Origin of the sequence: Micromonospora humida, assembly GCF_016901255.1 — a bacterium.
Classification (GTDB): Bacteria; Actinomycetota; Actinomycetes; order Mycobacteriales; family Micromonosporaceae; genus Micromonospora; species Micromonospora wenchangensis.
Window position 1 is genome coordinate 14914 of sequence record NZ_JAFEUC010000005.1, and the last position, 24806, is coordinate 39719.

20 protein-coding genes are annotated in these 24806 nt (G+C 70.0%); 16 read left to right on the plus strand and 4 right to left on the minus strand.

Features of this window, described 5'->3' with window-relative positions; translation table 11 throughout:
- Positions 1–122: 122 nt before the first annotated feature.
- The 5 genes from JQX11_RS11890 (at position 123) to JQX11_RS11910 (ending at position 4312) form a co-directional block, all read left to right on the plus strand.
- Positions 123–989: a 3-hydroxyacyl-CoA dehydrogenase family protein gene (locus tag JQX11_RS11890; RefSeq protein WP_204925038.1), complete on the plus strand. Its 867-nt coding sequence runs from the start codon at positions 123–125 to the stop codon at positions 987–989.
- Positions 986–1255: an acyl carrier protein gene (locus JQX11_RS11895; protein WP_204925039.1), complete on the plus strand. Its 270-nt coding sequence runs from the start codon at positions 986–988 to the stop codon at positions 1253–1255. The genes JQX11_RS11890 and JQX11_RS11895 overlap by 4 nt, the downstream gene beginning before the upstream one ends.
- Entirely contained in the window at positions 1245–2369 is a 1125-nt protein-coding gene (locus tag JQX11_RS11900; RefSeq protein ID WP_204925292.1) for an acyl-CoA dehydrogenase family protein, read from the plus strand. Before JQX11_RS11895 ends, JQX11_RS11900 begins: the two co-directional genes overlap by 11 nt.
- Positions 2362–3435, plus strand: coding sequence for an HAD-IIIC family phosphatase (locus JQX11_RS11905; protein WP_204925040.1), 1074 nt, complete (start codon positions 2362–2364; stop codon positions 3433–3435). The genes JQX11_RS11900 and JQX11_RS11905 overlap by 8 nt, the downstream gene beginning before the upstream one ends.
- A 73-nt stretch (positions 3436–3508) precedes the next feature.
- Complete coding sequence (locus JQX11_RS11910; RefSeq protein ID WP_204925041.1) at positions 3509–4312, plus strand: SAM-dependent methyltransferase; 804 nt, start codon at positions 3509–3511, stop codon at positions 4310–4312.
- A 1029-nt stretch (positions 4313–5341) separates the two neighbouring features.
- Here JQX11_RS11910 and JQX11_RS11915 read toward each other — a convergent pair.
- The 3 genes from JQX11_RS11915 to JQX11_RS33370 form a co-directional block, all read right to left on the minus strand.
- Complete coding sequence (locus tag JQX11_RS11915) at positions 5342–6679, minus strand: CE1 family esterase (protein WP_204925042.1); 1338 nt, start codon at positions 6677–6679, stop codon at positions 5342–5344.
- A 98-nt stretch (positions 6680–6777) separates the two neighbouring features.
- Positions 6778–8142, minus strand: a complete 1365-nt coding sequence (locus JQX11_RS11920; protein ID WP_204925043.1) for a glycoside hydrolase family 43 protein — start codon at positions 8140–8142, stop codon at positions 6778–6780.
- Between the two features lie 14 nt (positions 8143–8156).
- Positions 8157–9545: a glycoside hydrolase family 43 protein gene (locus JQX11_RS33370; protein WP_204925044.1), complete on the minus strand. Its 1389-nt coding sequence runs from the start codon at positions 9543–9545 to the stop codon at positions 8157–8159.
- Positions 9546–10901: 1356 nt separating this feature from the next.
- Here JQX11_RS33370 and JQX11_RS11930 point away from each other — a divergent pair.
- Positions 10902–12341: an arabinofuranosidase catalytic domain-containing protein gene (locus JQX11_RS11930; protein ID WP_204925045.1), complete on the plus strand. Its 1440-nt coding sequence runs from the start codon at positions 10902–10904 to the stop codon at positions 12339–12341.
- 50 nt (positions 12342–12391) lie between these two features.
- Positions 12392–14305, plus strand: coding sequence for an alpha-L-fucosidase (locus JQX11_RS11935; protein WP_232377755.1), 1914 nt, complete (start codon positions 12392–12394; stop codon positions 14303–14305).
- Here the strand turns inward: JQX11_RS11935 and JQX11_RS11940 are convergent.
- The gene (locus tag JQX11_RS11940; protein WP_204925046.1) at positions 14302–15360 is read right to left on the minus strand and encodes a LacI family DNA-binding transcriptional regulator; all 1059 of its coding nucleotides are present in this window, start codon (positions 15358–15360) and stop codon (positions 14302–14304) included. The two genes, JQX11_RS11935 and JQX11_RS11940, sit on opposite strands and share 4 nt — an antisense overlap.
- A gap of 337 nt (positions 15361–15697) precedes the next feature.
- On the opposite strand from JQX11_RS11940, the gene JQX11_RS11945 reads away from it, so the two are divergent.
- From JQX11_RS11945 to JQX11_RS11980, 9 genes are all read left to right on the plus strand, one after another.
- Positions 15698–16894, plus strand: a complete 1197-nt coding sequence (locus JQX11_RS11945) for an extracellular solute-binding protein (protein ID WP_204925047.1) — start codon at positions 15698–15700, stop codon at positions 16892–16894.
- Positions 16891–18012, plus strand: a complete 1122-nt coding sequence (locus tag JQX11_RS11950; protein ID WP_307826152.1) for an ABC transporter ATP-binding protein — start codon at positions 16891–16893, stop codon at positions 18010–18012. The genes JQX11_RS11945 and JQX11_RS11950 overlap by 4 nt, the downstream gene beginning before the upstream one ends.
- A gap of 74 nt (positions 18013–18086) precedes the next feature.
- On the plus strand, positions 18087–18380 hold the full coding sequence (locus tag JQX11_RS32315; RefSeq protein WP_232377756.1) for an ABC transporter permease family protein: 294 nt from the start codon (positions 18087–18089) through the stop codon (positions 18378–18380).
- Positions 18377–18922 (plus strand): ABC transporter permease, encoded by a 546-nt coding sequence (locus JQX11_RS11955; protein ID WP_232377757.1) that lies wholly within the window; start codon positions 18377–18379, stop codon positions 18920–18922. Before JQX11_RS32315 ends, JQX11_RS11955 begins: the two co-directional genes overlap by 4 nt.
- A 5-nt stretch (positions 18923–18927) precedes the next feature.
- The gene (locus JQX11_RS11960; protein WP_204925048.1) at positions 18928–19809 is read left to right on the plus strand and encodes an ABC transporter permease; all 882 of its coding nucleotides are present in this window, start codon (positions 18928–18930) and stop codon (positions 19807–19809) included.
- 28 nt (positions 19810–19837) lie between these two features.
- The gene (locus JQX11_RS11965) at positions 19838–20953 is read left to right on the plus strand and encodes a Gfo/Idh/MocA family protein (RefSeq protein ID WP_204925049.1); all 1116 of its coding nucleotides are present in this window, start codon (positions 19838–19840) and stop codon (positions 20951–20953) included.
- On the plus strand, positions 20950–21876 hold the full coding sequence (locus tag JQX11_RS11970) for a DUF6807 domain-containing protein (RefSeq protein ID WP_204925050.1): 927 nt from the start codon (positions 20950–20952) through the stop codon (positions 21874–21876). The genes JQX11_RS11965 and JQX11_RS11970 overlap by 4 nt, the downstream gene beginning before the upstream one ends.
- Positions 21870–22583 (plus strand): cupin domain-containing protein, encoded by a 714-nt coding sequence (locus JQX11_RS11975; RefSeq protein WP_204925051.1) that lies wholly within the window; start codon positions 21870–21872, stop codon positions 22581–22583. The genes JQX11_RS11970 and JQX11_RS11975 overlap by 7 nt, the downstream gene beginning before the upstream one ends.
- Before the next feature lie 192 nt (positions 22584–22775).
- Positions 22776–24521: a hypothetical protein gene (locus tag JQX11_RS11980; protein WP_204925052.1), complete on the plus strand. Its 1746-nt coding sequence runs from the start codon at positions 22776–22778 to the stop codon at positions 24519–24521.
- Positions 24522–24806 lie beyond the last annotated feature (285 nt).

A 24806-nucleotide genomic window follows, 5' to 3' on the forward strand; every position in this document is an offset into this window, starting at 1 on the left:
GACGGCGGGAACCGGTCGGCCGGGTCCCGGAGTCCGCCATGTCAGCAGCGGACCCGCATCGGGGCTGCGCGCCGCCGGAAGTCCGCTCGGGGCGAGGATCGTCGAGGGTCGGGGGCACACGTATGGGAGTCGGGTCCGACAGCCGGCCGGTCGCCGTGGTGGGCGCCGGGGTGATGGGAACGGGCATCGCCACGACCGTGCTCGGCAGTGGACGCCCGGTGGTGCTGGTCGACAACGACCCGGCGGCGCTCGACCGGGCCACCCACACGATTCCCCTCCAACTGCGCCATGCCCGGCTGATGAACGCGGCACCGGCCGACGGGCAACCCGGCCGGCTGGTGACGGCCACCGCCGTACGGGAACTGGGTGGGGTCTCGGCCGTGATCGAGGCGGTCAGCGAACACCTCACCGTCAAGACCGCGATCCTCGTCGAGGTGGCCGGGGCCGTCGGCGCGGACGTCCCGCTCGTCACCAACACCTCGGGCATCCCGATCGACGAGTTGGCCGGGGCCCTGCCCCGACCGCACCAGCTGGTCGGCACGCACTTCATGAACCCCGCGTACCTGATCGACCTGGTCGAGGTGATCCGCGGGCCGCGTACCGGCGAGGCGACCGTGGCCGCGCTCATGGCCCTGCTGGCGGGCCTGCGCCGACGCGCCGTGCAGGTGCGTGACTCGCCGGGTTTCGTCACCAGCCGGCTGCTGCACCCGATGCTCAACGACGCGGCCCGCCTCGTGGGGGACGGCATCGCCACGGCCGACGAGGTCGACGCCCTCATGCAGGGCTGCCTCGGACACCGGACCGGCCCGCTGCGCACCGCCGACCTCATCGGTCTGGACAACCTGGTGGACTCGCTGGCGGCGCTGTACGAACGCACGGGCGAGCAGCGGTACCGGCCCTGCGAACAGTTGACGGCGAAGGTGCGCGACGGCCATCTCGGCCGCAAGTCGGGCCGCGGTTTCTACGACTACACGGAGGTACTGTCGTGACGGTGGAGCAGAGCGCGGAGATCCTCGACCCCGAGGAGACGTTGCGGTCGTACCTCGCCGACCGGCTCAGGACCACCGTCGAGGTCGGCCAGGACCTGTTCGACAGCGGGCTGGTCAACTCGCTGTTCGCGATGGAGCTGGTGGTCCACCTCGAACAGACCTTCCAGATCGCCGTGCTGGGTGCGGACCTGCGGTTGGACAACTTCCGCTCGGTGCGGTCGATGGCGGCCCTGGTGCGGCGGCTGCGTGACGACCATGGCCGGTGAACGCCGCACCACCGCCCGCGACCTGACCAGCACGCTCATCGGCGACCGGGCCGGCGGCTGGGACCTCGCCGGTGAACTGCCCGTCGCGGTGTTACGGGAGCTGGGCCGGCAGGGGGCGCTGTGCGCCCAGGTTCCGGTGGAGTTCGGCGGGCTCGGTCTGAGCAGCGCGGACAACGGTGAGCTGACCGCACACACCGGCGGCCTGTGCAGCTCGGTGCGTAGCGTGCAGACCTCCCAGGGCATGGCGGCCTGGAGCATCGGCCGGTTCGGCGACCCGGGCCAGCGGCGGCACTACCTGCCCCGGCTCACCGGCGGGCAACTCGCTGCGGTGGCGTTCAGCGAAGCCGACGCCGGCAGTGATCTGGGCGCGATGACCACCCGCATCGAGATCGTCGACGGCGAGGCCGTGGTCACCGGGGAGAAGGTGTGGACCACGGCGGCCACCTACGCCGACCTCATCCTCGTCGTCGGCCGGTTCGGGTCGGGGGCGGCCGTCGCGGTCGTCCCCCGCGACCGTCCGGGGGTCCGGCTGACGCGGGTCCCGCATCCGTCGGGGTGCCGCGCGGCGGGCCACGCCGACGTCCGTCTCGACGCCGTCCGCCTCCCCGCCTCCGCGATCCTCGGCGGCGGTGGGCACGACCTGTCGATGCTGGTGACCGCGATGCTGCTCTACGGGCGGATGTCCGTCGCCTGGGGGTGCGTGGGCATCCTGCGCGAGTGTCTGCGGGTGTCGGCCACCCACGTGCGTGCCCGCTCCCAGTTCGGCACCGAGCTGGCCCGCCACCAGCTCGTGTCCCGGCACCTCGCCGAACTCCTCGTCGCCGAGCAGGTGGCCAGCCGTGCCTGCGAGCACGCCAGCAGGTGCTGGGACGACGGTGATCCGGGGCTGGTCGCCGCCGTGGTGCTGGCCAAGCAGGTCAGTTCGCGCAACGCGGCGCGGGGCGCGGCGACGGCCGTGCAGTTGCTGGCCTCCCGGGCCGCCCACGACGGGAGCCCGGTGGCCCGGGCCTACCGGGACGCCAAGCTGATGGAGATCATCGAGGGCACCACCGAGATCTGTCAGCTCATCCTCGCCGACCACGCGCTGGCCACGGTGGGGAGGGCCGATGCCTGACCAGCCGGTGAAGTGTCTCGTCTGGGACCTGGACAACACGCTCTGGCGGGGCACCCTGCTGGAGGGCGACGACCTCCGGCTGCCCGACGAGGTACGTGAGGTGATCACCACCCTGGACGCGCGGGGCATCCTGCAGTCGGTCGCCAGCAAGAACGACCACGCCCTCGCGTGGCGGCAACTGGAACGGTGGGACGTCGCGGAGTACTTCCTCCTGCCGGAGATCGGGTGGGGCCCCAAGTCCGAGTCGGTGCGCCGGATCGCCGACGGTCTGCGGTTCGCGTACTCCGCTGTGGCCTTCGTCGACGACCAGCCCACCGAACGCGCCGAGGTCGCGTTCCACCTGCCCGACGTGCGCTGCTACAGCCACGAGGAGGTGCCCGGACTGCCGCGCCGGCCGGAGTTCACCCCGGCGGTGGTCACCGAGGACGCCCGGCAACGACGCCGCATGTACCAGGCGAACGTCCGACGTACCGCCGTGCAACGCGACTTCGCGGGGCCGGACCAGGAGTTCCTCCGCTCGCTGGACCTCCAGATGCGGATCGACCGGGCGACCGACCGGGACCTCGCCCGGGTCGAGGAGCTGACCCGGCGGACCAGCCAGATGAACGCGACGGGCGTGCACTACTCCGATGCGGCGCTGCGGCGGCTGCTCGACGATGCGGGCCACGAGGTCCTGGTGACCACCATGGCCGACCGGTTCGGTCCGCACGGGGCCGTGGGCGTCGTGCTGCTGGCGCGTCAGGAGGGTGTCTGGCAGGTGAAGCTCCTGGCCACGTCGTGCCGGGTGGTGCAGTTCGGGGCGGGGGCGGTGATCCTGAACTGGCTCGTGGACCGGGCCTTCGCGGCCGGCGTCCACCTGGTGGCCGACTTCCGCCCGACGGAGCGCAACCGGATGATGGAGATCGCCTACCGGTTCGCCGGTTTCACCACCGATCCCTGTGCCTGCACGACCGGGTGCGACCGCCCGGAGGAGCCGGACACCCAGCATCTGCATCTCGTGCCGACCCCCCGGGACGCGCCCGGCACGATCCGGGTCACCGCCACCGACCTGTTCCCAGCGCGCTGAACCCACCGGGATGTGGACCGCCCCCGGGGCCGGGCCGACAGATTCGATCGACAGTGACCACTGGAGGCCGTAGGTGACATCGACAGCAGACGACAACGCCACCCGGGTCGCGGAGATGTACGACGGTTTCGTCGGGGCGCAGATGCCGGCGAACCTGCACTTCGGCTACTGGTCGGACGACGGCGACCAGGTCGACCTGATCGCCGCGTCCGAACGGCTCACCGCCCGGCTGATCGAGCGGCTGACGCCCGCCTCGGGTCAGCGCATCCTCGATCTGGGGTGCGGGGTGGGTGGTCCGGCGCTCGAACTGGCCCGCTCGTACGACGTGGAGGTCGTCGGCATCACGGTCAGCGACGGTCAGGTGGCGGAGGCCACGGCACGGGCGCAGCGGGGCGGGTTGGCCGACCGGGTGCGTTTCGAGCTCGCCGATGCGATGGAGCTGCCCTTTGACGACGCGTCGTTCGACGGTGCGTGGTTCTTCGAGTCGCTGCTGCACATGCCGGACAAGCAGCGGGCGTTGTCCGAGGCGGCCCGGGTGCTCAGGCCGGGCTCGCGGCTGGCCCTGGCCGACTGCTTCCGCCGGCCCGGTTACGACGAGCCGACGGAGGTCGTCAACCTCATCGACATCGACGACTACGCACCGCTGCTGCGGGAGGCGGGGTTCACGGTGCTCGACATCCGGGACGTCACGGAGCACGCGGTCTTCCCTCCCCCGGCGCAGGAGCAGCTTCGGGAGTACATCCGGCTGCACCCTGACATCGCACGGCTGTACGGCACGAGCATCACCAACTGGCTGTTCCGGGACGAGGAGGGTGCGCACGAGCGTGGTCCGGGCGGTTTTCCGGGGTACGTCCTGATCACGGCACAGCGTCGTTGACGGCAGCGGGTCCTGGCGACCGCCGGCCGGGTCGGGCGGCGCGCGGCGTGGTGGCGACCACCGTCCGTTGAGCCACGCCGTCCGCGATCCGGGACCGCGGTCGCGGGTCCGGCTGCGGTTCCGCAGGTGGCGGTGACCGTAGATAGCGAAACGATGACCCTTCGTAACAGGAGGATCGCCGGGTGGACGGTCGGGGTGGTCTGCTCGCTAGGCCTGGTCGGCCTCGGCGCGGCGTTCGCCCGCGTGGGCGTGACGGAGGCCGACAAGTGGGCCAGCACGCTCGGGATCTTCGCCACCATGCCGGGGCTGGCGCTGACCGCCTACACCGCGGCAGCGCCCCGCAGGTCCGCGTCGCACGCCGGGCCGTTCGACCCCGATGCGCACCGGGCCGAAATGCTCCTGACGGACCTGGCCCGCGCCCACCTCGTCGAGGCCGGCCCCGGTTGGGAGCGATGGCGGATGCACGACCTGGTCCGGCTCTACGCGCAGGAGCAGGCGGCCGACGCCGATGCTCCGGACCCCGCCCGCGCCAGGCTGTTCACCTACTACGTCGGGGCCACCGCCGCCGCCAGTGCTCATCTGCAGCCTCCGCCGGTCGCCGCCGCGCTCACCGCCAACTCCGTCCCGCAGGAGGCGCTGGCCTGGCTGGAGACCGAACGGGCCAATCTGGTCGCCGTCTGTACGACCGCGGGCGTCCACGGGCACCGCACGGCCAGCATCGGGCTGGCTTCCCTTCTGCACATATTCCTGTCGTTCCGTCGGTACCTGTCCGAGCTGATCACGTCACCGACAGCTTCCGGGCCATGGTGTGGCGACACCTTGCGACTCGTCTGCACAGGATCGGCGTCGCCGGGTCGGTCCAGGCACGTCGGCGGCTGCCCCCACGCGGCGTGGGGGCAGCCGCCGACTCAGCGCCGGAGGGCCGCGTTACCGAGGTTGGCGGATTCGGTCTCACCACCGGCTGTGCTCGGGATGCCCGGGAGCGTCGCGGGCGGGCCACCCCGGGCCCGCCCGCGACCGGTACGGCGGCTACCTGGTGCAGGTGACGCCGTTGAGGGTGAATGCCGCCGGTGCGGCGGCGTCGCCGGTGTGGTTGGCCTGGAAGCCGATGCTGACCGAGGCGCCGGGGGCGATGGTGGGGTTGTAGCTGACGTTGCGGGCGGTGACCTGGCCGGAGGCGGGCGTGTAGGTGGCGTTCCATCCGGAGGTGATGCTCTGCCCGCCGGGCAGGGTGAAGGCGAGCGACCAGCCGTTGACCGGGGTGCTGCCGGTGTTGGTGACGGTGAGGTCCTCGGTCAGGCCGGTGCTCCACGCGTTGACCGTCGCGGTGACCGCGCAGCCCCCGCCGGCCGGCGGCGGGGTGGTCGGCGCGGGTGTGGTCGGGCCGGGCGTGGTCGGTGCGGGGGTCGTCGGACCGGGGGTGGTGGGCGCGGGCGTGGTCGACGCGAACTGGGTGAAGAACCGCCACGTCTCGGCCGGCAGCCAGGTGCGGGTGCCGCTGTCACCGGGTGCGCCGTCCTGCGGAGCGGCGATGTGCCCCTCGTCGAAGGCCGCCCACACCACCGGGTACCCGGCCCGGCAGCCCGAGTAGGTGGTGCTGCGGTGGGTCAGGCTGCCCTGGCTCGGCTCGGGTGGGTTCTGCGCGGTGCAGCCGTTGTTGCGGACGAACCGGTCGCGTAGCGTTCGTCCGCCGGCGATGTTCAGGACGCCGTCGCGGATGCCGTGCGCGCCGAAGTAGGCGATCGGTTGGGTGCCGCCGCTGCATCCGCTGAGCTGCCCGCCGGAGTAGACCGCCACGGCCCGGAAGACGGTGGGCCGTGCGCAGGCGACGGCGTAGCTCATCGCGCCGCCGTAGCTGAAGCCGAGGGCGAACCGCTGGGTGGTGTCCACGCACAGCCCGGCCTCGACCCGGCTGAGGATGTTGTCGACGAAGGTGATGTCCTCCCCGCCGGCGTTGCCCCAGCCGTTGTTCAGGCCCTGGGGCGCGATGAAGATGGTGCTGTTGTTCGCCAGTCGTTGCAGGCCGTAGTAGGACCACACGTCGCGCTGCACGGTCTGGCCGGTGGCGACGTCGGTGGCGGTGCCGCCGACCCAGTGGAAGCCGAGCACCAGCCGGTACTGCCGGTTGGCGTCGTAGCCGTCGGGCACCCGCAGGATGAAGCTGCGGTTCTTGCCGTTGCTGGTGATGGTGTGGGTGCCGCTGGCCAGCGTCGGGGCCTTCCCACAGCCGGCCGTCGCGGCCGTCGTCGCGACGTCCGCAGCGCGGGCGGAAGCGCCCAGTCCGCCGCTGACCATCGTGGTACCCAGGCCCAGGGCCAGCAGCATCGTCGCGGCTACCGACCCGAGTCTCGATCTGCGTCCTGTCATCAGGTGTCTCCTCGTGCGTGAGGGGTGGAGGTGGTCGACGCCAGCCACGGTGGGACGGGCGGCCGGGGTGGGACGGGCGGCCGGGGCGGCGCAGGGCGTCAGCGGAACTGCCACCAGTTGACGTTGAAGAGGTTGCCGCTGCCCCCGGCGAACCTGAGGTACACGTCCTGGGTGCCGGTGAGGCCGCTGACCGGGCAGGTGACGGTGGTCCAGGTCTGCCAGCCGCCGGTCACCGGGACGGTGCAGGTGCCCACGGTGGTGCCGGTGACGCCGCCGAGCCGTACCTCGATGCGGCCACCGGTGGTCGCCGACGCGACCCGGGCGGTGAACGAGGTGGCACCGGCCCCGAAGGCGGCCCCCTTGACCTTGATGTAGTCGCCGTTGTTGAGCCAGCCGACGTTCATCCCGCCCTCGCTGGACGGCTCGGTCTCCACCCCGACAGACCAGGCGATCGTCTCTGCCTCTTGGCGGACGTACGGGTTGAGCGTGCCGACCTGCGGTGCCCCGGAGGTGGTCATGGTGATCGTCGGGATGGTGCCGTCGGCGCGGTAGGCGAACCTCTCCACCGCGACCGAGCGGGTGAAACCACCGCCGCCGGGCAACGCGCCGTTGTGGTAGAAGAAGTACGAGCCGCCGTTGAAGTCGACGACGGCGGCGTGGTTGGTGAAGCTGGCCCCCTGCCGGGGCATGATCGTCCCCCGGTAGGTCCACGGCCCGGTCGGGCCGGGCGCGGTGGAGTACGCGATGAACTCCGAGCAGCACTCGGCCGCGAACACGTTGTAGTAGAGGCCGTTACGCTTGTAGACCCAGGGTGCCTCCTCGTACAGCGTGGGGCGGCTCGGGTTGCCGCTGCGGGCGCCGAAGCCGGCGGTGGTCAGCGGGATCTGGGTCGGGCCGCCGGAGAACGAGACCATGTCGGTGTTGAGCCGCACGTACCACAGGTTGGGGTTGCCCCAGTACAGGTACGCCTGTCCGGTGTCGTCGACGAAGGCGTGCGGGTCGATCTCACCGTTCTCCACCAGTGGCCGGCCGATGGCGTCGCGGAACGGGCCGGTGGGGCTGTCGGCGACCGCGACGCCGATCGCCATCCGTCCGGTCGCCCGGTTCTTGACCGGGACGTACCAGTAGAAGCGGCCGTTGCGGTAGACGGTCTGGCCGGCCCACGCGTCGGTGCTGGCCCAACTGAAGGTGGCCAGGCTCATCGGGGAGCCGTGGTCGGTCCAGTTGACCATGTCCGCCGACGAGTAGACGCGCCAGTCCTTCATCGTGAAGTACGTAGAGCCGTCCTCGTCGTGGCCGGTGTAGAGGTAGACCCGACCGTTGTGTACCAGCGCCGCCGGGTCGGCCGTGTAGATGGTCTGCACGACGGGGTTGTCCGCGTGGCCGGCGACCGGGCTCAGCACGACCACGCAGAGCAGACTCGCGAGCAGTGCCGCACCGCGGCGCAGCAGGGTCCTCGTCATGGTGTCCTCCTCGGTCAGGGCGTGATGCGGAAGGTGGCGTCCTGCCTGTCGTTCAGGGCCGAACCGGCGCTGAGCGGGTCGATCCGCAGCAGGTTCCCGGCGTGCCGCAGGTACCGGTCGGGGAAGTTGGCGGAGCGGAACGACGTCCACGCCGCGTCGGCCAGGCCGGTGGTGCGGTGGAAGGTGGCGTCGGCGCGGAACGTCGCCGACCCGTCGTTCGGGTCGAGCCGGATGGCGTAGTTGCTGTGCCGCAGGAAGTTGCCCGGCCGGTTCACCGACTCGAACGAGACACCCGCGGCGTCGGACAGTCCGGCCACCATCCGCCACAACTGGTCCTGGTACGGGTCGAACGGGAACGGGTCGATCCGGCCGACGCCGTTGCTGTGCCGTACGACGTAGTCCGGCAGGTTCGACGACTTGAGGCGGACCCAGTTCGGGGTGCCCCACCGGGACACCATCGCGTTGTACTCGGCGTCGCTGATCCCGACGACCGAGCCGTGCTTGGCGTTCAACGGCGGGGTGTAGTCCCGCTGGTTGAGTGCCGTCCACGAGTTGCCGGCGATGTTGGAGGTGGACCAGATGTAGTAGTCGGCGTTGACCGGGCTGAACGAGTCACCCCACAGCCGCCAGCCGCCGCCGTCGTTGTTCTTGACCAGCAGCGGAGCCTCGATGGCGTTGCCCATCCGTAGCCCGCTGGTGTAGGTGGTGAAGCTGTTCGGTGCCCCAGTCGAGGAGCGCGCGCCGTGCAGCAGGCCGGTCGAGAGGTTCTTGTAATACAGGTAGGTGGTGCCGCCGTCCACGACGACGTCGCCGTCGAGCACGCCGAACCCGGGGCTGAAGAACACCTGCTGGGGGCCGATGTTGACGAAGTCGCTGGTGTAGTTGACCATCAGCACGTCGCCGCCGCTGTTGCAGGAGTACACGATGGCGTACTGGCCGCGGGCGGCGTCCCAGAACGCGGTCGGCGCCCAGGTGTGCGAGTTGGGCAGGGTGTGCATCCTGATCCGGCGGTAGCCGGTGAAGTTCGTCAGGTTGGTCGAGTCCCACACGTGCAGGTACTGGCTGTTCAGGCCGAAGTTAGTGCCCTTGAGGTCAGTGGCCAGCACCACGAAGGTGCCGTCCTGCTTGCGGAACACGAACGGGTCCCGTAGGCCTAGTTGCCCCTGGGTGGGGGTGACGACAGGGTTGTTCTGGTTGAGCGGCATCCAGTTGAGACCGTCGCGGCTCACCGCCAGGTGCAGGCCGTAGTCCGCGCCCTGGAAGCTCGGCGTCTCGGTGAAGTAGGTCATGGCGTACGCGGTGTTCGCCGCCCACGCGACGCCGGGTAGCCCGGCCACCGATGCTGCGGTGAGCGCGCCGGATGCTGCCACGGCCTTGATGAGTGCTCGTCGGCTGATCGCCACGGTGCGAACCCCTTCTGTCGGCGTGCTTGTCGGTTGACTTGGTCGGGAAGTGCAGTAGGTCAGGGGCAGGCGTGCGTCGGCGAGTTGCCTGCGGTCTCTCAGGTCGCGGTGCAGGTGAGGGCGGGCGTCGTCACCGAGCCGTTGCCCAGGGTGGGGGCCTGCCGCATCCTGCAGTCGCGGCCGGCGGGCTGACCTCGGCGGCCGACGCGGTGCCGGGGCTACCGCTCAGTGCAGCGCCGGCCAGCGCGGCGACGGGCCCGGCCGCGGTGGCCAGCGCACCGGCGATGGACGAACGTCGGGTCATGAGGTGGCTCCTGTGTCGGTCTGCTCGGGCGTCGTCGTGCGGGAAACCGTGTGGTTGGGCAGGGCGGGTGACGCCGTCCGCGGCGTGGACGCGTCGCTTGCGGGGTGGGTGGAACGAAGCAGGACGAGGTCGACCGCGAGCCCGGCTCGGTCGGCGGGGGGAAGCTGGACGTGGGTCGACGTCGCCCATCGTCAGCAGCCCGGGTGGACATCGGCGTCGACCGTTCACCCTGAGAGCGTTAACAGGTGCTGCCCGAATATCTTCACCTGCATCTTTGCTGACTCGTCAGCCGCCGATCGCACGCGGCGCCGCCCACATGGACTCTCGTGGATGGAAGCGGTCCCCGTCAAGATGTGACAAGAAATTTCTCGAAACTTCTGAACCCTCGATTTTTGACCGGTTCCGGCGCACATCCCACCCCTTTAGAAGCGCTATAACACGGGTTCACCTGGCATTAAGCGGCCGAAGCCGCTCAGGCTTCGGCCGATGGGCTGACCTATGTTTGCGTTAACAGTTTCGGACAAAGACGGGGTACCAGCGCGTTCTGGAGCCGCCCGACGGCGGTAAACGGGCCAGCCGGGGGTGCTCCTGGCCCACCCGGAAGCACACCGGGCGCTCCGGCGGGGCTGGATCCGTCCGCCCGATCCGCCGCCGGAACCCCACGCCACCGCTCGCGCCTCCTGCCGATTTCGCCTGATCAACTCCCGGCAAGAATGCCACGGCCCTGCCATTTTACCTGGTGAGAGCGCTTTTGATGGCCACCCCGGTCGGCTCGGGCAGGGGTGCACCACAGTCGACACAACCATTGACACGCTCTTATGTGAACGTTAACTTGCTCCTCAGTGCAGTAGCTGGGTCACACCCTCTGCCGCCGACTCGGCTGGTTAGTGCCCCCGGCGTCCGGGGCCGCCAGCCCCGACGGGCACCGACCGGCGGACTCACCGGGCTGCACGGTCACCTCACGTCTGCCGGAGTTCGGGCCCGACAGGCGGCGAACCGGATGGACCCATCCCGGTGGGCCCGTGAACTCTCGTCCACATCTGGAGGATTCGATGAAACGTGGCACTGTCCGGCGTGGGGCGTCGGGGTCGGTCGCGGCCCTGGCCACGCTGGTGCTCATCGGCAGCGGCATAGTCGGTACGCCCCAGGCGTCCGCGGTGGCCGCCGGCTGCCAGGTCACCTACACGGTCAGTTCACAGTGGCCCGGCGGCTTCGGCGCGGGCGTCACCATCACCAACCTGGGCGACCCGGTCAGCAGTTGGCGGCTCACCTGGAGCTTCGACGCCGGCCAGACCGTCACCCAGCTCTGGAACGGCTCCTACACCCAGTCGGGTGCCCAGGTCACCGTCACCAACGTGTCCTACAACGGCAGCATCCCCACCGCAGGCAGCACCTCGTTCGGTTTCAACGGCGCGGCGACCGGCAGCAACCCGGCACCCACCACGTTCACGCTGAACGGCACGACCTGCACCGGCGGCGTCACCCCCACTACACCGCCGCCGACCACGCCACCGCCCACCACGCCACCGCCGGGCACCCGCCTGCCCTGCGACCTCTACGCCGCCGGCAACACCCCCTGCGTGGCGGCGCACAGCACCACCCGGGCCCTGTACGCCGCGTACACCGGCAACCTCTACCAGGTCCGTCGCGCCTCGGACAACACCACCCGTAACATCACCCCCCTGGCCGCCGGCGGAGTCGCCAACGCCGCCGCCCAGGACACCTTCTGCGCCAACACCACCTGCCTGATCACCGTCATCTACGACCAGAGCGGTCGCGGAAACCACCTCACCCAGGCGCCCCCAGGCGGCTTCCCCGGCCCTGCCCCCGGCGGATACGACAACCTCGCCAACGCCACCGCCGCCCCCACCACGCTCAACGGCCAGAAGGCGTACGGGGTGTTCGTCGCCCCCGGCACCGGCTACCGGAACAACACCACCAACGGCATCGCCGAGGGCGACCAACCCGAGGGGATGTACGCCATCCTCGACGGCACCCACTACAACGGCGGCTGCTGCTTCGACTACGGCAACGCCGAGACCAACAGCCGGGACAACGGCAACGGCACCATGGAGGCCATCTACTTCGGCAACAACAAGGTCTGGGGCTACGGCGCCGGCAACGGCCCGTGGATCATGGCCGACCTCGAGAACGGTCTGTTCTCCGGGGTCAACCAGAAATACAACGCCAACGACCCCAGCATCAGCCACCGCTACCTCACCGCCATCATCAAGGGCGAGCCCAACCACTGGGCCATCCGCGGCGGCAACGCCCAGTCCGGCAGTCTGTCGACCTTCTACAACGGCGTACGGCCCAACGTGCCTGGCTACAACCCGATGAAGAAGGAAGGCGCGATCATCCTCGGCATCGGCGGCGACAACAGCCACGGCGCGGCCGGCACCTTCTACGAGGGCGTGATGACCGCTGGCTACCCCACCGACGCCACCGAGAACGCCGTCCAGGCGAACATCGTCGCCGCCGGCTACCGGTGACACCTTCCGCGGCAGGTCATCCCACCACCGTTCGACCAGGAGAGCGTCCAATGTCCTCGTCCCCCCTCCGACTGACCCGCCGCGGACTGCTCGTCGCGGGCGGTGCCACCGGTATCGCCGCCGCCACCGGCCTGCTCGGCGTCCGCAACGCCCTGGCCACCGCGGGGCCGCAGAGCTACACGCCCACCTGGGCGTCGGTCGATCAGCACCCGCCGGCCGCCGAGTGGTTCCAGGACGGCAAGTTCGGCATCTACTACCACTGGGGTGCGTTCACCGTCCCCGCGTTCGGCAACGAGTGGTATCCGCGCAACATGTACAACAACGGCTCGTACGAGAACAACCATCACAAGAGCGTGTACGGCGATCCGGCGGCCTGGCCGTACCACAACTTCATCAACGGAGCCCGCGACAAGGCCGGCAACTGGGTGCAGTTCGCGCCGAAGCTCAGATCCGCCGGCGGCAACTGGGACCCCAACGAGTGGGCCCAATTGTTCGTCGACGCCGGGGCGAGGTTCGCCGGGCCGGTGGCCGAGCACCACGACGGCTACTCGATGTGGAACAGCAGGGTCAACGAGTGGAACTCCGTGGCGACCGGCCCGAAGCTGGACCTGCTGCGGCTGCACGCCGACGCCATCCGCGCCAAGGGTCTCAAGCTGTTCGTCTCGCTGCACCACCAGTGGAACTTCGGCGGCTACTACCAGTACGTGCCGCAGCAGTCCAGCACTACCCTGCGCAAGCTCTACGGTCAGCTCGACAACGCCACCGAGCAGCAGTTGTGGACCGACAAGCTGCGGGAGGTCATCGACGGCTACCAGCCCGACCTCATCTGGCAGGACCTCTACCTCGGCCGCATCGACGAGGCACGGCGGCTCGACTTCCTGGCGTACTACTACAACAAGGCCGTCGCGTGGAACCGGGACGTGGTGGCCACCTACAAGGACGGGTTCAACAACCGCGGTGAGGTCTACGACTACGAACGCGGCGGCCCGGCGGGCATCCAGACGCCGTACTGGCTCACCGACGACAGCGTCTCCAGCAGCAGCTGGTGCTACACCCAGGGCATCGGCTACTACTCGACCACCGCCCTGCTGCACGCATTGATCGATCGGGTCAGCAAGAACGGCACCATGGTCCTCAACGTCGCGCCGACGGCCGACGGTGTCATACCGTCCGGGCAGCAGACGATCCTGCGCGGTATCGGCGACCATCTCAAGCGGTTCGGCGAGTCGATCTACGGCACCCGGGCCTGGTCCGTCTACGGCGAAGGACCCACCCAGATGGGCGGCGGGTCCTTCGTCACCCCACGCGCGGGCACCAACCGGGACATCCGGTTCACCCGCAACAAGAACAACACCGTCCTGTACGCGACGGTGCTGGGCTGGCCGGGCAGCACCCTGACCATCTCGACGATGACGTCGAGCCGGGTGAACCTGGGCAACCTGACCGGCGTGCAGCTGCTCGGCTCCACCGCCGGCACGTACGTCAACCTGCCCCGGCCCACCCAGGACGGGTCCGGCCTGCACGTCACCATGCCCTCGGCGAGCGCTCCGTACAGCGCGCTCGCGTACGTGGTCAAGCTGACCTTTGTCGGCGCGACCCCCACCGCGACACCGTCCCCCACCCCCACCGCGACGCCGACCGGCACGACCGCGCCACCGGCCGGCCAGGCGACGGCGAGGTACACCATCACCAACTCCTGGGCCGGGGGCTTCCAGGCCGACGTCACGGTCACCGCCGGCGCGACGCCGATCAACGGGTGGAAGGTCTCCTGGAGTTTCCCCGACGGCCAGGTGATCACCCAGATCTGGAACGGCAGCCACACCCAGAGCGGGGCGAGCGTTACGGTCGCCAACGTCGCCTACAACGGTGCGCTCGCCGCAGGCGCCTCCACCACGTTCGGTTTCACCGCGACGTGGAACGGCACCAACAACCCGCCGGCCAGCATCACCTGCACCACCAGCTAGGCCTGACGGGCGGCGACCTCCGGCGCGGGGCCGGTGGATTGGCGGGGCAGGAGGCGGTGGAGGTCGGACGGGTTCGGCAGGCTCGGTGGCTCCTCGCCACGCAGGAGGGCGAGGAGCCGCCGCATCGCCTCCCGGCCCTGCCGTTCCCGGTCGACGCTGACTGTCGACAGGGTGGGACGTGTGTAGTGGCCGATCTCGTCGTCGTCCCAGCCGAAGACGCTGATCTGGCCGGGGACGTCGATGCCCAGGCTCTGGAGTCCCTGGAGGATCCCGAAGGCGACCCGATCGTTGGCGGCCAGCACGGCGGTGGCTCCGCAGCGGGGCAGCACCGTGGTGGCCGCCTCCCAGCCGGATCGCACGGTCCAGTCGCCGTCGACGACCGCGCAGGACGTGAGGCCGCGTTGCGCCACTGTCGTCTCGTAGACCCGGCGGCGGTTGCGCGCGGATGCCCACAGGTCGGAGCCGGCGACGTGGGCGAAGCGTCGGTGTCCGTCGGCGGCGAGCCGGCCGACGATCTCGACTACCGGCGAGGCGTCCGCGAGTACGCCCTGGGCCCGCATGTTGTCGTCGTACTCGCCGTCGACCAGGACAGGCACGGGGAAGGACGTCAGGTCGAGGTCTGCTGTCCGGGTGGCGAGCGGGGTGAAGGACAACACGGCGTCCACGTTCTCGGGGGACAGCAGGGTGCGCATCCGCTCGGCTCGGGCCGCGGCGTCGCCTTCGAGCCCTACGACGTCGAGTAGGTATCCGGCTTCGTGGGCTGCGTCGGTGGCACCGCTGAGCAGCCGGGTCGGCACGAAGTCGGTGGTCTCGGGCAGTACGACGGTGATCCGGCCTGATCGCCGGGTGCGCATCGATCTGGCGGCGAGGTTCGGCCGGTAGTTGAGCCGTTCGATGGCCTGGGTGACTTTCTCCAGGGTCTGGGGTTTGAGTCCGCCCTGGCCCCTGAGGTACCGGGAGACCGTCTGGTGGGAGACGCCGGCGGCGCGGGCGACCTCATGGATCGTGGCGGCCTTGCCGGCGCGGCCGGCTGGTTCTGGTTGCCCGGTTGCCATTTTTCTCATTCCCCCTGGTGGGCAGTGGTGGTCGAAGGGCGTTGACAGAAAAGTGATCGATCACTATCGTAACCGTGACGCATCGATGTCAATCTAATTAACTGCCAGTTTCCCGGGTACCCGCACCGGTCGGCCGGCGATGCCGTCCACCGGCAGACCACCCATGCGATGTCGAGGCGTACCCCCGGGTCCGCACAGTGCCCGTCGCCACCGATGACCACCGGAGCCGGCCCGAGTGGGATGCGGTGTCCCTCCACCGCTTCGTCGTGCCCGGCCGCGCAACAGGTGACCGCCGCCCGCGCCGGCCTCCGCAACGCTACGACCAGGAGAATCGTCGATGAGGAGATCCCGTCCCGCCGTTGTGGTGACAGTCGTCGCCCTCGCGGTCGCGATCACCGGCTGCGCCGCCCCGGGGCGCGCTCCGGTCGCGGCACCGCCGACCACCGTGCCGGACCTGCCGACCAGGCCGGTCGTGCTGCGCATCCTGGACGTCTCCGGCGTCCTCGCCCTGACCAAGCCGATCATCGAACGCTTCGCCCAGGAACATCCGCAGTTCGTGTCGTCAGTACGGTACGAGAGCGGCACACCCACCGATGTCGTCGGCAAACTCTACGCCCAGCAGCAGTCGGGCAATGTCACCGACGACCTGGTGCTCACCGGCACCGAAGGGCTCTCCTTACTGGCCAAGCAGCAGACCGTGGTGCCGCTGCTACCGGGCTACGCAGCCGCCCTGCCCGACCCGGCCGACGTGATGACTCCGGCGGCGCGGCAGTTGCAGGATGCCCTCGACGGCAACGGAATGATCATCTCGGGCCAGCCGGACGGCCCGGTTCTCGCGTACAACACGCGGACTGTCGCCCATCCACCGCGTACCCCACAAGAGCTGCTGGACTGGGCGAAGGAGCATCCGGGGCGGTTCGGGTTCGCGGCCGTGCCCACAGGTAGCGGGCCGGCCAACCAGTTCATCGACGCGCTGCCCCACATGCTTGGTGACCCGACTCCGGCCGACCCTGCCAGCTGGACGAAGACCTGGGCTTATCTGGCGGAGCTGAACAGATACACGGCGTCGTACGCCACCAAGACCGTCGACACCTTCGACGCGCTCGCCAAGGGGTCGCTCGACATCGTGCTGAGCGAGACCGGCTTCGACGTGCAGATGAAGGCCAAGGGCGTGCTCGGCGACCAGTTCGCGCTCCAGGCGTTCGATGACCCGGTCACCATCGAGGTCGCCCAGTGGGCCGCCGTGCCGAGGGGGGTGGCCCCGGACCGGCTCGCCGTCAACCTGGCCCTGGTCACGTACCTGCTGGAGCCCCGGCAACAGGCGATGACGATCCCGTTCCGCGCCGCCTTCCCCGTCCACGGTGTCGACCTGTCCATGGCCCCCGCCGACGCCCAGGCGCGCTACCAGCGGTACGGAAGCCCGGACTTCAACCGCCGACTGCTGGCAACCGCGCAGGTGAGGAACCCGGTGGTGGGCGATCACGTGCAGGTGAAGTACGACATCTGGAACAGGTCGATCGGATCGAAGAAGTGACCGGCCAGGGCTGCGGAGGCGCGCTGCGTATCGATGCCCTGCGTCGGCAGTTCGGCTCCTTCACCGCGCTGGAGGGCCTCGACCTCGACGTGCCCGCAGGTGATTTCGTGGCGTTGCTGGGTCCGTCCGGCTGCGGCAAGTCGACGGCGTTGAACCTGTTGGCCGGGCTGCTCGATCCGACGGCCGGCACGATCTGCCTGGATGGGCGGCGCATCGACCGGCTGCCGCCGGAGCAGCGTGGTATCGGGATGGTCTTCCAGAACTACGCGCTCTTCCCACACCTGACCGTCGCCGACAACATCGCCTTCGGCCTACGGATGCGGGGGTGCCCGAAGCCCGAGCGGGCCGAGCGGGTGCGGCGGGCCCTCGATCTCGTCCGGTTGCGGGCGCAGGCCGACCGGTATCCCCGCCAGCTCTCCGGTGGCCAGCAGCAACGGGTGGCGATCGCCCGCGCCGTCGTGGTCGAGCCCCGCCTGGTTCTGATGGACGAGCCCCTGTCCAACCTCGATGCGAGCCTACGGTTGGACCTGCGTACCGAGATCCGGGCGCTGCACCAGCAGCTCGGCCTTACCACCATCTATGTGACGCACGATCAGACCGAGGCGTTGTCCCTCGCCGACCGGATAATGGTGCTCCGCGACGGCGCGGTCCAGCAGGTCGGCACGCCCGCCGAGGTGTACGAGCGGCCCGCCAACGCGTTCGTGGCCGGGTTCGTCGGCTACCGCAACAGTCTGCCGGGGACGCTTGCAGGCGGGGTGTTCGACGCCGGCGCCCTGGTGCTGCGGGTCGGTGGGCACGGCGCCGACAGGCCCGCCCCGGGCCCAGCCGTCGCGATGATCAGGCCCGAGGATCTGCTGCTCGTCCGGCAACCGACCGCCAACTCCGGCAACGAGGTGCCGCTCGACGTACGGGTGTGCGAGTACCAGGGTCGGGGTTTCGCCATCGAGGGCAGCGGACCCGGTGGCCATCTCCTGCACTGCCGGTCGGAGCAGTCGTTCCGGCCCGGCGAACAGGCGGTCGCCGTCGTCGCGCCGAACCGGGTACGGCTGTTCGCTCGGCCACAGGCGGAGATGCCGACACCGGACCGTGCCCTGCTGGTTGGCGGGCAGTCGTCGTGAGCGCGGGCAGGACCGTCGGGGATCACCTACTGCGGTGGCGGGACCGGACCGGTCGGCGGGGCGTCCCGTCGACGGTGTGGCTGGTCGTGCCCGGTGTGCTGTTCATGGTCGTGTTCTTCGTCTATCCGGTGTGCTACGGCATCGGGCTGTCCTTCCAGGGCGCTCAGGGCTGGTCTTCGGCCTATCGTGACTTCTTCGCCGACCGGCTGGTCAACAACCATGGCAGCCGCAGGTCGATCCTGATCACGCTTGCGCTGGCGCTCACCGCCTCGGTGATCAACGTGGTGCTGGCGGTGCCGATCGCCTACGGATGCGGGGCCGGGTTCGGGCCAAACGCGCCCTCATCGCTGTCGTTCTGGTCCCCATGACCCTGGGCACCGTGTTCGTCGCCTCGGCGATGAAGGAGTTCCTCGGCCCGTCCGGCTGGCTCAACCGGGCGTTGCTCGGCGTCGGGGCCATCGACCGGCCGCTGCCCCTGGTCGGAAACGTCACCGGGGTGCTGCTGTCGCTGGTGTTCACCGGACTTCCCTTCGCATTCCTGCTGATGGTCGGCTACACCTCAGGCATCGACCCCGGCCTGGAGAAGGCCGCTGCGGTCTGCGGTGCGCGGCCCGCCCAGCGGTTCTGGCTGGTGATCTTCCCGCTGCTGCTGCCCGGGATGACGATCACGTTCTGTCTCTCCTTCGTGCTGGCGTTCGGGGTGTTCCCTTCCGCCACCCTGGTGGGCAACGACGCCGGTCCCACCCGTGTGTTGTCGAAGATCGCCTACACCGAGTACAGCTACGGGCACTACCCCACCGCGTCCGCGGCCGCCGTGGTGATGGCGGTCGTCCAGTTGGCGGTCCTCGGCCTCGTGCTGTGGGCACGCGGGTTGCTGCACCGCGGGCCCACCACCGGAGGCAAGGGATGACCGACATGGCCGCCACGTCCACCGGGGAGACCGCCCTGCCCCCCGCCGGGGCCGGACGCCGCCCGGTCGGGTACACCCTCACCGGCGCGGTCACCTGGGGCGGGCTGTGGGTATTCGTCGGGGGCCTGCTGCTGGCCGTGGCCAGCGTCCTGCTCGCCTCGCTCACCACGCAGCTTGCCGACGGCTGGTTACCGCGCGGCTACACCGGCCGCTGGTACGCGCAGTCGTGGACCACCTTCGGTCTCGGACGGCTGCTGGTGACCACCGTCGAGGTCGGGGTGACCGTCGTGGCGGTGACGCTGGCGATGGCGCTGCCGACCGCCTACGTGCTGGCCCGGTTGACCTTCCCGGGTCGCCGGTTGCTCCTGGTCCTGTTCCTCGTGCCGCAGGTGCTGCCCGTCATGACCTACGCCGTGCCGCTGGCGACCCTGGTCTACCGGCTGCGACTCAACGACACGCTGGCCGGGATCGTGCTGGTGAACCTCGTCCCGGCCATCCCCTTCGCGGTTCTGGTGCTCATCCCGTTCGTGGAGCAGATCGATCCCCGCGTCGAGCAGGCGGCCCGGGTCTGCGGCGCCACCAGTCGTCGGGTCTTCGTTCACATCCTCAGTCCGCTCCTGGTCCCCGGCCTGCTCGCAGCCGGTGTCCTGACCCTGGTACGGGTCGTCGGTCAGTTCGAACTGACCTTCCTCGTCTCGGGTCCGGACAGTCAGACCCTCGTCGTCGCGTTGTACGGCGCGGCGGTCCAGGCCGGGGAACTCGCCTCTCAAGAGATCAACGCCATGGCGACCGTCTACATGTCGACCACCCTCGCATTGCTGCTCGTCGCCCTGCGGCTGGTCGATCCGACAGCGGTGGCCGCGCGGGACGGACGGTCTGACCGATGAACCGCACCAGCGTGAAGGAGCGCACCGCATGACAGGTCGGGACGAGCGCATCCGGGTGGCCGTCGTAGGGACCGGCGGCATCGCCACCGGCAGTCACCTGCCCACGATCCAGGCTCACCGGGACCGGGTCGAACTGGTCGCCGCGGTTGACGTGGACCCCGGCCGGGTCGCGCAGTTCTGCGCCCGCGCCGACATCACGGCCGGGTACACCGACGTCGACGAGATGCTCGCCGCGCAACGACCGGACCTGGTGCACGTGTGCACACCGCCGGCCGAGCACATCGGGCAGCTCGAATCGGTCCTGGCGGCCGGCAGTTGGGCCTGGGTGGAGAAGCCGCCGTGTCGCACACTTGCCGAGTTCGACCGGATCACCGCCGCCGAGCAGGCCAGTGGGGCCTATGCCGCGGTGGTGTTCCAGCACCGGTTCGGCTCCGCCGGAATGCACGCCGCCGACCTGATAGCCGCCGGTGAGCTGGGCCGTCCACTGTTGGCACAGTGTACGACCACCTGGTACCGCCCGCCCGCCTACTTCACCGTCCCCTGGCGCGGTAGCTGGGCGTCCGAGGGCGGCGGCCCGACCATGGGACACGGCATCCACCAAATGGACCTGCTGTTGACCCTGCTCGGCCCCTGGGAGGAGGTGACCGCGCTGGCCGGGCGGCTGGACCGCGACGTCGAGACCGAGGACGTGTCGTTGGCACTCGTGCGGTTCACCAACGGCGCGCTGGCGAGCGTCACCAACAGCATCCTGTCGCCTCGTGAGGAGAGCTATCTACGGATCGACCTGTCCGACGCGACAGTCGAACTGACCCACCTGTACGGCTACCGCGACAGCGACTGGACGTACACCGCCGCCCCGCACGTGCCCGAACAGCGCCGCCAGCGGTGGCGCACGCCGACGCCCGACGTACCCAGCTCGCACGCCGCCCAGTTTCCGCTGCTGCTGGCGGCGTTGCGGGCGGGTACGCGTCCACCGGCCAGCGGAGCGGGTGTCCGGAGCACTCTCGAACTCGTCACCGCGCTATACCAGTCAGCCCTTACCGGTCGGTCGGTGCGGCGCACCGAACTCGTCCCACAGAACCCCTTCTACCACGCCCTGCATGGCGACACGGTCGGCTGGGCGCCGGCAAGGAGCAACGCATGAACCGCAGATTCCCGGCCGGTGAGGCCCTGCGCGTCCGGCACGACGTCGGCACGGCCGTCACCGTCAGCCTCCGCGACCAGGATCTGGTGTCCTACGTGTACGGTGCCGAGACCGACCCGTGGGAGTGCCCGGCGCCCTTCTTCCACCCGGTGCTCACCACCGCCGGCAATCTCGTCTCGGCGCACCGTCCCCACGACCACCGCTGGCACAAGGGTGTCGCGATGACGATCTCCCATCTGTCGGGGCAGAACTTCTGGGGCGGCTACAGCTACGTCCGAGATGAGAGCTACCAGCGGCTCGACAACGTCGGGTCACTGCGCCACCAGGCGTTCTCCCGGTTCGACGTCGGCGTCGACCGACTCGACCTCACCGAGCGGGTGCACTGGCACAGCGCCAGGGGCCGGCCCTGGATCGAGGAACACCGGGACATCTCCGTACACGACGTCGACGAGGTGGCCGGCACGTGGGAACTCACCATCGCCAGCGCGCTGACCAATGTGAGCGGGAAGGGGCTGGAAATTGGCAGTCCCACCGTCTTCGGCCGCGAGGCGGCCGGCTACAGCGGCCTGTTCTGGCGTGGGCCAAGGGATCTGACCGGCGGGACCATCCTCGCCGCCGGTGGCCTGGAGGGACCCGGTGTGATGGGGCAACGGGCGGCGTGGCTCGCGTACACCAGTCCGCACGATGTCGTGGACGCGGCCTCGACCCTGGTCGTTGTCCCCGACCCGTCCGCCGAGGACAGCCCGCCCGTCTGGTTCGTGCGCAACGAGCCCTTCGCGGCGGTCAATCCGTCGTTGGCGTTCGCGGAGGAGGTGGTCCTCCCGGCCGGGACGACCCTGCGGCGACGGTACCGCGTCGTCGTCGCCGACGGTGTCTGGAATGCCGGTCGCGTCGAGCGGTACCTGGAGGACAACCCGTGGTGAACCTCCCCAACGGCATCGGTGTCTCCGGGCTCGAGGTCTATCCCTGGGCGGCATCCGACGGCTGCCACGGCGGCTCACCGCACCTGCACACGGCGTGTACCGAGGCGTACGTGGTGGTCGGCGGCCGCGGCGAACTGCACACCCTGACCCTCGCCGGTCCCGCCACCACCCCGCTGCTGCCGGGCACCGTCGTCTGTTTCACCCCGGGCACCGTGCACCGGGCGGTCAATTTCGGCGACCTCAGGGTGGTGGTCATCATGGAGAACTGCGGGCTGCCGGAGGCAGGGGACGCCGTACTCACATTTCCGCCGGAGGTCCTCGCCGACCCGGCCGCCTACGCCGAGGCTGCCGATCTCGGACCGGAGCCGACCCACTCCCCCGCGGCGGGGCATCGCGCCCGCCGTCGCCGCGATCTCGCGGTGCAGGGCTACCTCGGGATCCAGCGAGACCTGGCTCGCGGTGACACCTCGTCGCTGCGGGCACTGTACGACGCCGCGGTGTCCCTGACCGGTGCCCGGACCGCCCAGTGGCATCGCATTCTCGACGCCGGCCCGGCCGCCTCCCTCGCGGAGGTACGGCGCCGCCTGCGCTCGCTGGCCGAGGGCTCGGGCTTCCATCTGGCCGAGGCCAGGGTCCATTCGCAGGCAGCGCCCGCGCCCGACCGGCGTCCGTTCGGCATGTGTGGCCGGCTCAGCCCCTACCGGTGACGTGAACGCCGGGGCCGGGCACCGGTCAGCCGCTCCACCACCGGTGCGGCTTTCCGGCCGAACCACACACCGCGCACCGCGCACCGCCGCACGGTGCGAGTTCCGACCGCCCGCCGGGCCTCCGGCGGGCACCTCCCGTCCCCGGATCTCGTCAGGAGAAGACCGATGATCTTTCCCCGTACAGGACGATCGGTGGCCGCTGTGGCCGTCGGTGTTCTGGTGGCCGCCGGCGTGGTAACGGCCACCACTGACGCCGTGTCGGCGGCGGCCACCACCACGATCACCGTCGACTACGGTTCCGACCGAGGAGCGGCCACCCAGATCGCCAGTGGCTTCCTGCACGGCATCTCGGCGTCCTCGCCCGCGCAGTATCTCGTCGACGGTGTCAAGGTCAGGTCGCAGCGCGGTGCCGACTACCACCCGAACCTGCCGAGCCTCTACGACCCCGCCACATACCGGCGGGTCTCGGCGACCGGCGCGAACCTGCGGGTCGGCCTCTACTACTACTCGGCGAACCCGAACAGCCCGTACCGCAACTACCGTCCGGGTGACAACGGCAACTTCAGCACGTGGACGACCATCGTCAACGGTGTCATGTCCGAGGCGGAGCAGAAGGGCTACCGGGTCAACGCCTGGATCCCCTGGAACGAGCCGGAAGCGCAGTGGGGAAACCTCTACACCACCACCTACTTCCAGGCACACAAGGTGGCCTACGACGCGGTGAAGGCCCGCAACTCGTCGTACCGGGTCGAGGCACCGGAGCTCAGCGCCTACAACTTCACCAAGCTCCAGCAGTTCCTCACCTACTGTCGCGACAACCGCTGCCTGCCCGACGTCCTGTCCTGGCACGAGCTGAACCCGACCCCGACGGATGTGCCCGGTCACACCGCACAGATCAGAAGCTGGATGCAGGCCAACGGCATCACCCCGATGCCGATCGCGATCACCGAGTACCAGGGCAGCAGCTACGGTAACGCGGATGCCTGGGCGGCGGGGCCGAACGTCCGGTGGCTGGCACAGTTCGAGCGCAGCGTCCCCAACGGTCTGGAAGACGCTTTGGCCTCGGACTGGGACTACATCGGCAGCGACGGCAACTTCATCGCGACCTTGGGCAACTCCGCCGACAAGGCGACCGGCACGCTACCCAAGGGTGTCTGGTGGAACTACAACACCTACAAGACGATGACCGGCCGGATGGTCGACGTCACCTCATCGTCTGCGACCACTGTCGACGCGCTGGGGTCGTTGGACACCGGCCAGCGTCGCGGTGTCCTGCTCATCGGCAATCAGACCAGCGGTGACCAGGGGGTCTCGCTACGGCTGAACAACGCGTCGGCGCTGGCGTCGTCCGACGTGGTGCACGTGCGGGCGGAGCGGGTGGCCAACACGCCGACGCTGTCCACGCCGACGGTTGTGCTCGACGCGGACGTGGCGCTGTCCTTGGGAGGCGTCACCCTCGCGCTCGGCACGCTGCCCGGCAGCGCCGTGTACAAGGTGCTCGTCACCCCGGCAACGGCGAGCGCGCCGGTCACCAGGTACGAGGCGGAGTCGCTGTCGACCGCCGCCTCTCCCGGCCAGACCGGCCGGGTCTTCACCGAGGCCGGCGCCAGCGGCGGCGCGGCCACCGCCTTGGACGGGACCGCGGCGGGTCAGTATCTCCAGTTCACGCTGCCGGTGAGTACATCCGGGGTGTACCACCTGCGTGCGCTCCTCAAGAGCAACATCAACCGGGCGTTCCAGGCCCTCTACGTCGACGGTGTCATGGTCGGTCCGCCGCAGGACGAGTACGGGAATGCCGCCTACTATGCGGCCGACTACGGCACCCTGTCGTTGTCCGCGGGCAACCACACTCTGCGGGCCGTGGCGGTGGGCAGGAACCCGGGTTCCAGCGGTTACAGCATGGTGTACGACCGGTTCGACCTGGTGCGGGTCGGCTGAGACCGCGACGGCCGGCGGGAGGCCACGCCGTCAGTCGTGGCAGGTCCGGGCCTGGTGCCGGCGGTTCCTGTGCCGTCGGGACCAGGCCCGTGCGTGGCGGCCGTGGTACATCGTGCCGTGGGGTGGTGGGGCGGACCGGGTCCAGGTGGAGACTGCGGGGTCGAGCTGGTGCCGGCCGGCGGGTAGGTCGTCCGGTTGGTCTCCAGCAGGCGGCGGCCCTCTGCCTGGCGGGTCACGTCACGCGGAGAGGGTTCGTACGGTTGGAGCTCTCCGGGTCTCCGCAGA